The 13,582-nt window shown below is 25.4% G+C and carries 12 protein-coding genes; 7 read left to right on the top strand and 5 right to left on the bottom strand.

What is annotated here, in order from left to right:
• Positions 1-19 precede the first annotated feature (19 nt).
• The gene (locus tag ABDZ71_RS09955) at positions 20-988 is read right to left on the bottom strand and encodes a DMT family transporter (RefSeq protein ID WP_343761264.1); all 969 of its coding nucleotides are present in this window, start codon (positions 986-988) and stop codon (positions 20-22) included.
• 308 nt (positions 989-1,296) lie between these two features.
• On the opposite strand from ABDZ71_RS09955, the gene ABDZ71_RS09950 reads away from it, so the two are divergent.
• Together ABDZ71_RS09950 and ABDZ71_RS09945 are read left to right on the top strand one after the other, a co-directional pair.
• Positions 1,297-1,914, top strand: coding sequence for a hypothetical protein (locus ABDZ71_RS09950; protein WP_343761262.1), 618 nt, complete (start codon positions 1,297-1,299; stop codon positions 1,912-1,914).
• 70 nt (positions 1,915-1,984) lie between these two features.
• Positions 1,985-2,545, top strand: a complete 561-nt coding sequence (locus ABDZ71_RS09945; protein WP_343761260.1) for a hypothetical protein — start codon at positions 1,985-1,987, stop codon at positions 2,543-2,545.
• 38 nt (positions 2,546-2,583) lie between these two features.
• Here the strand turns inward: ABDZ71_RS09945 and ABDZ71_RS09940 are convergent, their stop codons facing one another.
• Complete coding sequence (locus tag ABDZ71_RS09940) at positions 2,584-5,196, bottom strand: hemoblobin-interacting domain-containing protein (protein ID WP_343761258.1); 2,613 nt, start codon at positions 5,194-5,196, stop codon at positions 2,584-2,586.
• A 639-nt stretch (positions 5,197-5,835) separates the two neighbouring features.
• Between ABDZ71_RS09940 and ABDZ71_RS09935 the strand changes: the two genes are divergently transcribed.
• The 4 genes from ABDZ71_RS09935 (at position 5,836) to pdxT (ending at position 11,927) form a co-directional block, all read left to right on the top strand.
• Positions 5,836-6,888 (top strand): carbamoyl phosphate synthase small subunit, encoded by a 1,053-nt coding sequence (locus ABDZ71_RS09935; protein WP_343761256.1) that lies wholly within the window; start codon positions 5,836-5,838, stop codon positions 6,886-6,888.
• Positions 6,889-6,953: 65 nt separating this feature from the next.
• A complete protein-coding gene (gene carB, locus ABDZ71_RS09930) occupies positions 6,954-10,163 on the top strand; it encodes a carbamoyl-phosphate synthase large subunit (protein ID WP_343761254.1) in 3,210 nt (1,069 codons plus the stop codon).
• A gap of 320 nt (positions 10,164-10,483) precedes the next feature.
• The gene (pdxS, locus tag ABDZ71_RS09925) at positions 10,484-11,353 is read left to right on the top strand and encodes a pyridoxal 5'-phosphate synthase lyase subunit PdxS (RefSeq protein ID WP_343761252.1); all 870 of its coding nucleotides are present in this window, start codon (positions 10,484-10,486) and stop codon (positions 11,351-11,353) included.
• 1 nt (position 11,354) lies between these two features.
• Entirely contained in the window at positions 11,355-11,927 is a 573-nt protein-coding gene (pdxT, locus tag ABDZ71_RS09920) for a pyridoxal 5'-phosphate synthase glutaminase subunit PdxT (protein ID WP_343761250.1), read from the top strand.
• Positions 11,928-12,112: 185 nt separating this feature from the next.
• Here pdxT and rd read toward each other — a convergent pair whose 3' ends face one another.
• Positions 12,113-12,274, bottom strand: a complete 162-nt coding sequence (rd, locus tag ABDZ71_RS09915; RefSeq protein WP_343761248.1) for a rubredoxin — start codon at positions 12,272-12,274, stop codon at positions 12,113-12,115.
• Positions 12,275-12,509: 235 nt separating this feature from the next.
• Between rd and ABDZ71_RS09910 the strand changes: the two genes are divergently transcribed.
• Complete coding sequence (locus tag ABDZ71_RS09910) at positions 12,510-12,857, top strand: cupin domain-containing protein (RefSeq protein WP_343761246.1); 348 nt, start codon at positions 12,510-12,512, stop codon at positions 12,855-12,857.
• A gap of 197 nt (positions 12,858-13,054) precedes the next feature.
• Here ABDZ71_RS09910 and ABDZ71_RS09905 read toward each other — a convergent pair whose 3' ends face one another.
• Positions 13,055-13,147 carry a rubredoxin gene (locus ABDZ71_RS09905; RefSeq protein ID WP_343761244.1) on the bottom strand — a complete coding sequence of 31 codons (93 nt, stop codon included), beginning with the start codon at positions 13,145-13,147 and terminating at the stop codon, positions 13,055-13,057.
• A gap of 260 nt (positions 13,148-13,407) precedes the next feature.
• On the bottom strand, positions 13,408-13,572 hold the full coding sequence (locus ABDZ71_RS09900; protein WP_343761242.1) for a rubredoxin: 165 nt from the start codon (positions 13,570-13,572) through the stop codon (positions 13,408-13,410).
• Positions 13,573-13,582: the final 10 nt, after the last annotated feature.

The following is a 13,582-nucleotide window of genomic DNA, read 5'->3' as shown; positions in this document are numbered from 1 at the left end:
TATCTATTTAAAAACTAAGTTAGGATTTTTTTATATAATGAAGAGTTTTTCTGTTGAGATTTACTTTACTTAAAATATAAATGAAAGTTTCTTTTTTAAATTCTAGTAATAATATTGATAAGATTATTAATCCCATACCTATTATTTGAATAAGTGATAGTGATTCACCTAATATAAAGTATGCTAAAATTGATGCTATAACTAATTGTAAGGTAGCAATTACACTAGCAGTATTAGCTGTTATAAAGTTAATAGATTTTGTATAGGCGCTACTAGCTATAAAAGTATTAATTACTCCTAAAATAAGTATATCTTTTATTATAAATGAAAAATTATTTGTATAGACTATTGTGTTTATAGTAGATGTTATATCTATAAAAGGTAATAAAGCTATAGAGGAAGATAAAAATGAATAAAATAAGAAAGTATTTTGATTATATTTTTTTACAGCAATTTTACCTAAAATAGTTTGAGAAGCAAATGAAAAACTGCAAATAATAGCATATACCATACCCACTAAGTTTATTGAAAGAATAGTGGGATTATAAAGACCACAGACTATAAAGCAGCCACTTAAAGTTAAAATCATAGATGAAATTTTTTTTGATGTGAATTTTTCTTTAAATAAGAAATAAGATATTATTAAAACCCAAAGGGGAGACATAAACATAAGCATAGTGGCTAGAGCTATAGAAATATGTTCAATAGCTAGATTATAGGTAACGAAAGAACCACAAATGGCAATAATACCATAGGCAAAACATTCAAGTAAACCTTTACAATTGATTTTTAAATAATTAATGTTTTTTCTAATGATAAGGATTAAAAAAAGTATAGTAGCTATTGAGGTTCTAAAGAAAGCAATGGCACAAGAATTTAAATTAATAGACTGTAGAGTTCTGCTAGGTATACCTATATATCCCCAAGATATAGAGGCAATAAGTGCTAAAAGAAGTCCTTTGTTTTTATTAACAATAGATGAATTCATTTTTATCCCCCTTAAAAGTATGAGTGTTAATTAATATTTTAACAATCTTAACTGAATTATAGCATAAATTAATTAAAAATATTACTAATTAATATATATTTATACATTAATTATAATAATAATATTAGAATATAATTTTATTTATATATTATAAAAAAATGGGATAAAAAAATAATAAATTAATAATCAATTTGTTATTTTCTTACTCTATTTTAGTGTAACTTTTTATATCTTAATCACATTTTTGGGACAAGTATACTATTATATAGTAGGGGAAATTTTTATAAAAGAAGAAAGGAAGTTCTTTCATGGCTAATTATTATGATTTAACTTTAAAATCAGTTACTCCGTTAGCAAGTGATACTTCTAAAATAGAAAAAGTAAAAGTTTATGTTGAAAATGCTTCTAGTCCTGTTACTGATCTTGTTCAAGCTGATTTTCAATTGCAAGATTCATCTGGGAGTATAGACTCAGCTAACTGGACATTAGATACTACAGATGCAACAAATGGAAATTATGAAATAGGATTTAATTCAGGAAATGAACTTTTAAATACCAATTATTTAATTACTAAAATTGTTAAAGGAGCTAATGAATCAGATAGATTATTTGTAGATTTTTCTCAATTATTTGATTCAAATGGTGAAGCCACTTATCAATATAATATGACCACCCCAGGAGAATATAGTTTTGTAATTGATAGTGCAGATGGTGAAACATTAAATAAAGCATCTGCTAATTATACTTTTGTTAATCCACCAGATGCTACTAATAGTTCTATAGACCCTCAATTTACAAAACCTTATTTAGTTCAAGTTATTCCAGCTGGAGGATTAGATGTAAACTTATTAGTTACTTTAAAAGATTCTTCAGATAACCCATTAGCAGGAAACAGTGAAGTATCATTATATGCAAATCTTATTTAAATAATAATTTAGGGCTATCATTTAGATGGCCCTAAATTTTAATTATACATTATAAAGGTGTGATTTATTAGTGAGTATTAATAAGGTGAAAATAAATATAGAAAAGATAGATTTAGATAAAATAAAATTTAAATTAAAACCTAATATAGCACATATAGAAAAAAACCAGATAAACATTTATTTGAATGATGATAATTTTATAGACTATAATATTTTTTATAATGAAGATATATCCGATTGTTTTTATGAAATTATACCTTATATTAGATTTGATTTAAAAGATGTTTTAACTTTTCAAATAGTTGACCATGAATATATATCTAATAAAGTTAAAATATATTTTTGTGAAAAATTTGATTGTGAAGGTGAAAGTTTGCTGTCTATAAAAGTAGAAAGCCAATATGAAGGTAAATATATATTTTCTATAGAAAATATTGATGACACAGATGAATGTTTTAATAGTGAGCCTATAATTATAAGTAAACCTATAGACAGTAATAAGTGTAAAATATGGACAGATAAAAAAAATTTCAATAAAGGTGAAATTATAAATACAAATATAGAAATAATAAACAAAGATGAGGATTCAATTATAGATGGATTGTATGAAGTGGAAATAGATAGCTACTAAAAAGGTGGTAGTGTAGTTTTTTACATACCACCTAATTTTTAATTTGGATTTATATCAACTTTAATAGGAGAACCTAAATCTATTTTTTCTTTATTCGAAATTAAACTAGCTTTTATATGATTAATTCCTTCTTTATTTATTCTAGTTATAGCTTTTCCAATACCATTTTTAAATTCTACTATTTGTATAGCTTTTATAATTTGTATAGTTTTAGCAGTATCATAATTTTTGGATTTTATAATAATTTTATTTATACCAGGTTCTAATAGACCTTGGTATAGAGGAATTTCATACTCATTTAGTATTACATTTTTTATGGATAGCTTTCCTAAGTTGTTATCAATATGGTATTCATTATTTTTTAGAAGATGTGTTGAACTGTTTATTATTTCTATGGAAATTAATCCATTTACCCAAACTTTATCTGGAGGAAATGTGATTATAATAACATGACTCATATCATTATAGGTAGTATCAGGAGATAAAACAGGTGGAATTAACTTTTCTACCCAACTGATTCCATCGTATATTAATATCACATAAGAAATACAATACTGGTTTTTATATAATTTTATACGAGAACCTTTATTTATTATATTAGGTTTTGTTTTTGTAGAACCTTCTGTTAAAGAATATCCTATTTGAAGTAATATTTTTTTCATTTCTTTTTTATCCAAATCTGAAGGGATTTTTTCATCATTTATATTAATTCCTTTACTATTTTTAAAAGGAATTAATTCTAAAATATTAGTATTGTTTTCTATGGATTTAGAAAAATCATTTTCTGATAAATAGGAATTACAATAGGAGCAGTTATCTAAAGATTGTATTTTTATAAAGTTTTTAAATCCATAAAAAGAATTGTTGTATATATAATTGTTTTTGGCAAAAGTATTTATTAAATAATAATTATTCATAGTATTATTATTTATAGATATAATACTATTTTTTAGTTTAAAATCAATCATATTTGAAGATGTAGAATCACCAATATAAAATAAAAATATATTATCAGAAGGGCTTAGTTTTACGTTATAGCTAAAATCTAGTATTTTTATATTTAAACATTTTAATATAGATTTTAGGTTGGTGCTAAATACTTTAACAAAACTTTTGTTTGTAATATCATTTCTTGTGTGCTTATTCCATAAGTCTATACTATTTAAGTAAATGGTACCGTTTTTTATTACTGTTTTAGAATCTGATATTACTATATTATTTAGTAAAAAACTATTATTATTTAAATCTATGATTAAATTTCTTCTATTTATATTTAAACTAAAGTTTGTAATATTTATATTTTCTTTTAACTTTATATTATTTATCCAATTTTGATTAAATACATAATTAAGGGTATTTATATTGTTTTCTATTATACATTGATGACTTTCATAGTCAATTTGTAAATATAAATATTTAGCTTTTAATATTACTGACTTATAAAAATATAAATCTTTATAATATATTTTAAAGATTAAGATAAATATATGAGAATCAGGATTTGAAATATTAGGTTCTTTTTCACTATAAAGCAGCATATCTTTTCTTTCATTTAAATTAAACATATTAGAATAAGGATTTAATTTTATAAGTTTATATATATTTAAATTTATATTAGGATCTATACAGTTACATTTTATTTGGTTTAGAGTTAAAGTTTCTGATTTTTCTTCTATAAAATATTTTAATAGGTTATTTATACAAGGCAACATAGGTTTTAAAGGTAATAAATCTAAATTATTAGAGTTTATACTCAATAGAGCTCTATCTTTTAGAAGGATACATTGTGTTAAAAGATTTTTTACACAAGCATAGGAACCATCAAGTTTTAGAGATCCTTTTATGCCTAATAATTTAAAAATTGTATTGGTTTTGGAATATAAAGTTATTTCACTGTTTTCATCAACAATAAATTTTTTAATAAAAAAAGACTTCAAAGTTATAATGCCTTTATTTTTTGTTTTTATATTACAGTTTTTAAGATTACCATCAAATACTATATTAGAAAAGGATATTTTAGGGTGTATTATTATCAGTACATTTTCAGGGATATTTATAGTATCTCCCCTTATATACTTGCAATTTAGTATATCAATTTGTGCTTTGTTAAAATTTCCACCTAGTTTTATTGAGTTGTTGTAAGAGCTTTTTATATCTATTTTTATTGGATTAAAAATATGAAAATTTCCACAAGTTAAAGAAATATTACTATTAATTTTTAAATTACAATCTTTAAAGTTACCAAATAGAAATATATCAGGAATATATTTTTTATCCATACTTTTATTTATAGTTATATTATTAATATTAGAAATTTTACTTTTAAAATCTATAGTAGTGTGTTTTTTGCTTTCAATTGAAATATTGTCTATACAAGTATTGTCACCAATTGTTAGTAGATTAAAAGAACTTGAGGTTAAAAGTATATTTTTTATCTTACAATTTTCTAAATTAATTTTAGAAGAATAGCTATAGAAATATATATTTTCTATGGATAGATTTCTTATATTGATTGTCTTATGAGTTTTTATATGGTCTAATATTATAAGCTTTTTTAAAAAGCAATTATCATTGTCAGATCCGTATATATTATAGTCTTCATAGTTTCTAATACGTATAACAGAAGTTTTTTTATCACAATAAATATTCATATATATCATCCTTATATATTTTAATAATAAAATAACATAACGAGGTTATAAATAAATACTTTTACAGTTATCATAATATGATAGAGATTCTCTATTTGATATAATATATAGGATAATTATAATTATTCACAAATGTGTTTTTAAATTACATAGAAGCTTCTATAAAAAGAGGTAGAGTATTATTGAAAAAGGTTAATTTTATACATTTTAATGAATAAATATTCAAATGTTTTTCAAAAATATTGAATTTTTAAATATTTTTACGTTATTTAATTATAAAAAACTTAGGAAAATAAAAAAACTTATGTATAATTATAAAAAAATACTAATTTTACCTTGACTTATTTTTATACATAAACTAAAATAAGTTATAAGAAAAACTGATGTTGAAAATGCACTTTAATTTGGTCCAGAGAGGCCAGAAAGAGGTATAAATTATGAAAATGTTTTTTTGTTGTGCAATAAAAAAAATAAATATAGTTACAAGTGAACTTGTTAAGTTCAATGCTTTTGAATATTAAAGGGTAATAGAAGGATCATTTTTTGACTTAAAAAATGATTTTTTGATTACTCTTTTATTTTAAATTTAAAGACCTTCAAAAGTGTATTTTGACTATCAGAAGAGAAGGAGGTCTATATATGAAAGCAAATCTTATATTAGAAAATGGAATGGTATTTAAAGGAAAGGCGTTTGGGTATCTTAAAAACACTGTAGGTGAAGTAGTATTTAATACTGGTATGACAGGGTATCAAGAGGTGCTTACAGATCCATCCTATTATGGTCAAATTGTTACAATGACATATCCTCTTATAGGAAATTATGGAATAAACCTAGAAGATATGGAATCAAATGCTCCTAAAGTCAAAGGTTTTATAGTTAGAGAAAAATGTAAATCATCTAGTAACTTTAGATCAGAAATAGAACTTGAAGATTATTTGAAAGAAAATAAAATAACTGGGTTAGAAGGTATAGATACTAGAGCTTTAACTAAAATTTTAAGAAATAGTGGTACTATGAAAGGCATAATAGCTTTAGAAAATGATATTTCAAAACATGAAATTGAAACTTGTTTTAACTATTTTTCTAATAAAGAAGCAGTTTCAACTGTTACAACAAAGGGTAAATATATTATAAAAGGTGAGGGCAAGCATGTAGCTATTATTGATTTTGGAATAAAGCAAAATATAATAAGATCTTTCTTAAAAAGAGGATGTAAAGTTACAGTATTTCCTGCAACTTCAAAGCCAAAAGATATTTTAAAAGAAGATCCAGATTTAATATTTTTATCAAATGGCCCAGGAGATCCAGAAGATTTAAAAGAAGTTATAGAAAATATAAAAGAACTTATAGGGAAAAAGCCTATAGTAGGAATTTGCCTAGGACATCAACTTTTAGCACTAAGTCTTGGAGGAAAAACTTCTAAACTTAAATTTGGACATAGAGGATGCAATCATCCAGTTAAAGATTTAGAAAGAAACAGAGTTCATATAACTTCTCAAAATCATGGATATGTAGTGGATACATTGCCGGAAAATATGGAAGTTACTCATATTAATGTGAATGACCAAACTATTGAAGGTATGAAACATAAAAACTTTCCTATTTTTTCTGTACAGTTTCATCCAGAGGCAAGTCCAGGACCTAAAGATAGTGATTATATATTTGATAGATTTATGGAATATTCTTTATAATAGACGGTTTTAAAATTAAAAAAACGAAGACGATTGAGAAAAATAGTGATTTGGGAGGTACTTAAATGCCATTAAATAAAGATATAAAAAAAGTTTTAGTTATAGGTTCAGGTCCTATAATAATAGGTCAAGCTGCAGAATTTGATTATTCAGGAACTCAAGCATGTCAAGCTTTAAAAGAAGAAGGATTAGAAGTTGTACTTATAAATAGTAATCCAGCTACTATAATGACAGATAAAGAAATAGCAGATAAAGTTTATTTAGAGCCTTTAACAATAGAATTTGTAGAAAAAGTTATAGTAAAAGAAAAGCCAGATAGCATCCTAGCTGGGATGGGTGGACAAACAGGTCTAAATTTAGTAGTAGAACTTTATGATAAAAAAATACTCCAAAAATATAATGTTAAAGTTATAGGAACATCCATAGAATCTATAAAAGAAGGGGAAGATAGAGAACTTTTTAGATCTATGATGCAAAGAATAGGGGAACCGGTTATACAAAGTGAAATAATAACAGATATGAAAAAAGGAAAAGAATTTGCAACTAAAATAGGTTATCCAGTTATAGTAAGACCGGCTTATACCCTAGGAGGAACTGGTGGAGGAATAGCTGAAGATGAAGAAGAGTTAGAAACTATATTAGAGTCTGGTCTTCAATTAAGTTCTATAGGGCAAGTGCTTATTGAGAAAAGTGTTAAAGGCTGGAAAGAAATAGAATATGAAGTTATGAGAGATGAATTTGGAAATTGTATAACAGTTTGTAATATGGAAAATATAGATCCTGTAGGTATTCATACTGGAGATAGTATAGTAGTGGCTCCAAGTCAAACTTTATCTGATAAAGAATACCAAATGCTTAGAACTTCATCAATAAATATAATAAATGCAGTAGGAATAGAAGGAGGATGTAATGTACAATTTGCATTAAATCCAGATTCGTTTGAATATGCAGTTATAGAAATAAATCCAAGAGTTAGTAGATCTTCTGCTTTAGCTTCTAAAGCTACAGGATATCCAATAGCGAAAGTAGCTGCAAAATTAGCTTTAGGGTATGCTTTAGATGAAATAAAAAATGCAGTTACTAAAAAAACTTACGCATGTTTTGAACCTTCTCTTGATTATGTAGTAGTTAAAATTCCAAAGTGGCCTTTTGATAAATTTCAAAAAGCAGATAGATCCTTAGGAACTAAAATGATGGCAACAGGAGAAATAATGGCTATAGGAGGAAATTTTGAGGAAGCATTCTTAAAAGGAATTCGTTCTTTAGAAATTGGAAAATTTTCACTAGAGCATAGTAAATTTGAAGATTTGACTATGAGTGAACTTAAAGAAAAAGTAGTAACTCCAGATGATGAAAGAATTTTTGCTTTAGCTGAGATGATTAGAAGAAATTATAAAATAGATAAAGTTTCAAAAATAACAGGGGTAGACAAATTCTTTATAGAAAAATTCAAATGGATAGTTTTAGAAGAACAAAAATTAAAGTTAAGTACAATAGATGACTTAGATAAAAAATGGCTTTATAAGTTAAAGAAAAAAGGTTTTTCAGATAAAGGAATAGCGGATATGTTAAATGTTACTTCAGAAGCTATACATGAGTTGAAAAGTATATGGAATATAAAACCTGTTTATAAAATGGTAGATACCTGTGCAGGAGAGTTTGAGGCATTATCTCCATACTATTATTCTACTTATGAAACTTATGATGAAGTAAAAGTTTCAGATAAAAAGAAAGTTATAGTTATAGGATCTGGTCCAATAAGAATAGGACAAGGTATAGAATTTGATTATGCATCAGTTCATTGTGTTAAGTCTTTAAATAAATTAGGAATTGAAACAATAATAATAAATAATAATCCTGAAACTGTTAGTACAGATTTTGATATATCTGATAAATTATATTTTGAACCTCTTACAGAAGAGGACGTTTTAAATATAATTGATAAAGAAAATCCTGATGGTGTAATTCTTCAATTTGGAGGACAAACTTCTATAAAACTTGCTAAGATTTTAAAAGAAAAAAATATAAATACTCTTGGAACTACAGCAGATCAAATAGATATGGCAGAAGATAGAGAAAAATTTGATGAACTTTTAGAAAAACTTAATATAGCAAGACCTAAAGGAAAAGGAATATGGACAGTAGAAGAAGGTATTTTAGAAGCAGAAAAACTAGGATATCCAGTTCTTGTAAGACCTTCTTATGTATTAGGTGGTCAAGGGATGGAAATAACACATGATCAAAAAGAATTAACTTATTATTTAAGTAATGCTTTTGAAAAGGATACTGAAAATCCAATACTTATTGATAAATATTTAATGGGAAGAGAAATAGAAGTAGATGCTATTTCAGACGGAGAAGATATATTAATTCCTGGAATTATGGAGCACTTAGAAAGAGCGGGAGTTCATTCAGGAGACAGTATAACTATGTACCCAAGTCCAAATATAAGTACTAGGATAAAAGAAAAAGTTTTAGATTATACTAAAAAGCTTGCCTTAGGAATAGGTATAAAAGGTATGATAAATATCCAATTTATAGAGTATAATGATGAATTATATGTTATTGAAGTTAACCCAAGAGCTTCAAGAACTGTTCCTTATATAAGTAAAGTAAGTAAAGTTCCAATAGTAGATATAGCAACTAGAGTTATGATTGGAGAAAAAATAAAAGATATAGGCTATGGAGTAGATATATACAAAGAGCCAGATTTAGTATCTGTTAAAGTGCCAGTTTTTTCAACGCAAAAATTACCTAATGTAGAAGTTTCATTGGGACCTGAAATGAAGTCTACAGGAGAGGTTCTTGGAGTTGGTAAAAATATTGATGAAGCTTTGTATAAAGGATTTGTAGGAGCTAATATGTATATTAAAAAAGAAAATGCTACAATTTTAGCTACCATTAAGGATTATGACAAAAAAGAATTTATAGATATTGCAAAAGATCTTAATAAATTAGGAATAAATTTTGTAGCAACTTCAAACACAGCTAAGCTCTTAGAAAGGGAAGGGATTAATACTTTAAAAGTTAGAAAATTAAAGGAAGATCATCCAAATATAATAGATGTAATAAAAAATAAAGAAGTAGATTTAGTAGTGAATACTCCTACTAAAGGAAATGATTCTAAAAGAGATGGATTCCACATAAGAAGGGAAGCTATAGAGAGAAATATAGGAGTTATAACATCTTTAGATACATTAAGAGCTATGGCAAATGTAAAAACAAAAGGTATAGATAAAGAAAATTTACAAGTATTTGATTTAGCTAAAAAATAAAGATAAATTATAATTTAAAGAAGGTAACAGTGAAATGTTTATTTAAACATTTTAACTGTTACCTTTTTTATTATTTTATAGATAGTATAAGGGTAAATGTATCGATTCATTTGTAGGAACTATTATTGGACTTTATAATATCTTTAAGCATATGAAAAATAATAACTTAAAGTTAGAATTTATATTTTGTTATATATAATAAATTGGATTTTTTAATAGGTGTACTAATAGCATTTTAAAAGAATAGATTACAAAAATACTAATGTTAGTTATTTATTTTAGTGTGCGTAAAATTTGATAAGAGTGAAAGGGGATTAAAAATGGAAAGATATTCACTAAACAAGGATCTTGCTAAAATGCTTAAAGGCGGAGTTATAATGGATGTTACAAATGCTAAGGAGGCACAAATAGCAGAAAAAGCAGGTGCTTGTGCAGTTATGGCATTAGAAAGAGTTCCAGCGGATATAAGAAAAGAAGGTGGAGTAGCTAGAATGTCAGACCCTAAGATGATAAAAGAAATTAAAAGAGCAGTTTCTATTCCTGTTATGGCTAAAGTTAGAATTGGACATTTTGTAGAAGCTGAGATATTAGAAGCTTTAGATGTAGATTTTATAGATGAAAGTGAAGTTTTAACTCCAGCAGACAATGTATATCATATAAATAAAAAAGATTTTAAAATCCCTTTTGTTTGTGGAGCTAGAAATTTAGGTGAAGCTTTAAGAAGGATTGGAGAAGGGGCTTCAATGATTAGAACAAAAGGAGAAGCAGGTACTGGTAATGTTGTAGAAGCAGTAACACATATGAGATGCATCATGGATGAAATAAAAAAAGTTAAAAGTGCATCTAGTGAAGAGTTAATGACTATAGCTAAAGATATTAATGCTCCTTATGAGTTGATTGAATATGTATGGAAAGAAGGAAAGCTCCCTGTAGTTAATTTTGCTGCTGGAGGAATAGCTACCCCTGCTGATGCAGCACTTATGATGAAATTAGGTTCGGAAGGTGTATTTGTAGGTTCAGGAATATTTAAATCTAGTAATCCTGAAAAAAGAGCTAAAGCTATTGTACTTGCTACAACATATTATGATGATCCAAAAAAACTAGCAGAAGTGTCTGAAAATTTAGGTGAAGCAATGGATGGTCTTGAAATTGAAACTTTAGATTGTAAGATGGCAGAAAGAGGCTGGTAACATGAAAATAGGAGTATTAGATCTTCAAGGAGGAGTTTTTGAGCATATAGACCATTTAAAAAAGCTAAATGTAGAAGTTTTAAGGATAAAAAAGCCCTCTCAACTTAAAGAAATTTCAGGATTAATATTACCTGGTGGAGAGAGTACTACTATAGGAAAAATACTTAGAAAAATGAATCTTTTAGATCCTATTAAAGAAGAAATATTAAAAGGTATGCCTGTTTGGGGTACTTGTGCAGGAATGATACTTTTAGCAGATAAAATACAAGATGAAGAAGATGCGTATTTAAAAGTTATGAATATAAAAGTAAAAAGAAATAGTTATGGTAGTCAATTAGACAGCTTTGAAACTTATAGTAAAATAAATAATATTTCCAGTAAGAAAATTCCTCTTATATTTATAAGAGCACCACAGGTTATAGAAATAGGTGATAAGGTAAAAGTTTTGTGCAAGTTAGATGATAAAATAGTAGCAGTTAAAGAAAATAATATGTTAGCAACATCATTTCATCCTGAACTTTCAGATGATTTAGAATTTCACAAATATTTTCTATCTATGTGTAGAGTAAAATAAGATAATGAAAAATAATATAGATAATAAATAATAAACTGTTGATATTAATATCAACAGTTTATTATTTGTATTTTGTTATAAGGAAAGGTTTTGAAATAATGAGAATTTTTATTTTAAATCATCTTTAAATAAATTTTAGTATAAACAATATATATTAAATTTAGTAATAGCTTATTTAATAGTAATTAATCTGTTTGTGAAAATTCATCTTTTTCAACTGCGCATAGAGGACAAGTCCAATCATCAGGCAAATCTTTAAAAGGTGTGTTTGGCTCTATACCATTATCTGGGTCGCCTTTAGATGGATCATAAACATAACCACATATATCACATACGTATTTTTTCATATATAATTCCTCCTTAAGTTTCTTTCTATGATTTATTATATCATATTTTATACTAAATGATATTAATATTTTGTTAATAAAAATTATTAATTAATAATAAATGAATTTGATATGGTTAGTTAGATTATTTTTTAATTTATATAAAAATGAAAAATAATAGGATAAATATTTTTTATATATATGGGAATAAAATAATATAGAGATACTATATGATTTTATAAGGAGTAATTTTGATATGAGTAAAGATTTAATAAAAAATATAGACAAATCTACAGTAATTAATATGGAGTCCCTTGTAGAATATCAACAAGGAACAGTAGTAAGCAGAACACTTGCTCAAAACAAATTTTTAAGTGTTACATTATTTGCTTTTGATAAAGATGAAGAAATTAGTTCTCATACAGCTGGAGGAGATGCTATGGTATATATATTAGATGGAAAAGGTGAAATTACCATAGATGAGGAGATTTTTAATGTTGGAAAAGGAGAGACTATAGTTATGCCGGTAAACAGACCACATGCACTTTTAGCAAAGGAAAGATTTAAGATGCTTTTAACTGTAGTCTTTGATCCTAATAAATAAAAAGATAAGAAGTTACTTATAATATTATAAGTAACTTCTTATCTTTTTTAGGAAAGGTTTTTAAAATAATGAGTGTTTTTTGGTATTCAATAAATATATATAATTAATTTGGGAATAAGCTTAATAATTAATCTGTTTCAGAAAATTCATATTTTTCAACTACACATAGAGGGTAAAACCAATCATTAGGTAGTTTTTCAAAAAAGAGTGTTAGGTTCAATATTATTATCTGAATCACCTTTATTTGGATTATATACATAACTCCATATATTGCATACATATTTTTTCATATATAATTCCTCTTTAAATTTTCTATGGATTTATTATAACATAATTTTAAAATAAATAATATTAAGTTTTTTTTAATAAAAATTATTAATTAATTTTAATTTTCGGGATTTAAGTTATTAAAATTAGATTCATTTTTGTAATAGTGATAAATTGATTAATAGACTGCTGATATTAAAATATCAACAGTCTATTAATTTTAAAATTTAATAATAATGGATAATTTCGGATTATAATATTGTTTTTATAAAAATATTTTAAACTAAGCAGATTTTAAAGATTCATTTTCTTTAGTTTTTGAACATATAGGGCAAAACCAATCATGAGGTAGTTCTTCGAAAGGTGTATTAGGTTTTATACCGTTATCTGTATCTCCTTTATTTGGATTATAAATATAACCACATTCATTGCATATGTAAATTTCCATCCCTAATTCC

It is taken from the genome of Clostridium oceanicum (genome assembly GCF_039521385.1).
GTDB classification, from domain to species: domain Bacteria; phylum Bacillota; class Clostridia; order Clostridiales; family Clostridiaceae; genus Clostridium_F; species Clostridium_F oceanicum.
This window is presented reverse-complemented; position numbering and strand designations above follow the sequence as displayed.

Coding starts and splice junctions, on each gene's coding strand:
- carB (WP_343761254.1), top strand. CDS start 6,954: ATGCCATTAAATAAAGATATAAAAAAAGTTTTAGTTATAGGTTCAGGT.
- ABDZ71_RS09950 (WP_343761262.1), top strand. CDS start 1,297: ATGGCTAATTATTATGATTTAACTTTAAAATCAGTTACTCCGTTAGCA.
- pdxS (WP_343761252.1), top strand. CDS start 10,484: ATGGAAAGATATTCACTAAACAAGGATCTTGCTAAAATGCTTAAAGGC.
- ABDZ71_RS09900 (WP_343761242.1), bottom strand. CDS start 13,572: ATGGAAATTTACATATGCAATGAATGTGGTTATATTTATAATCCAAAT.
- ABDZ71_RS09935 (WP_343761256.1), top strand. CDS start 5,836: ATGAAAGCAAATCTTATATTAGAAAATGGAATGGTATTTAAAGGAAAG.
- ABDZ71_RS09940 (WP_343761258.1), bottom strand. CDS start 5,196: ATGAATATTTATTGTGATAAAAAAACTTCTGTTATACGTATTAGAAAC.
- pdxT (WP_343761250.1), top strand. CDS start 11,355: ATGAAAATAGGAGTATTAGATCTTCAAGGAGGAGTTTTTGAGCATATA.
- ABDZ71_RS09905 (WP_343761244.1), bottom strand. CDS start 13,147: ATGAAAAAATATGTATGCAATATATGGAGTTATGTATATAATCCAAAT.
- ABDZ71_RS09955 (WP_343761264.1), bottom strand. CDS start 988: ATGAATTCATCTATTGTTAATAAAAACAAAGGACTTCTTTTAGCACTT.
- rd (WP_343761248.1), bottom strand. CDS start 12,274: ATGAAAAAATACGTATGTGATATATGTGGTTATGTTTATGATCCATCT.
- ABDZ71_RS09910 (WP_343761246.1), top strand. CDS start 12,510: ATGAGTAAAGATTTAATAAAAAATATAGACAAATCTACAGTAATTAAT.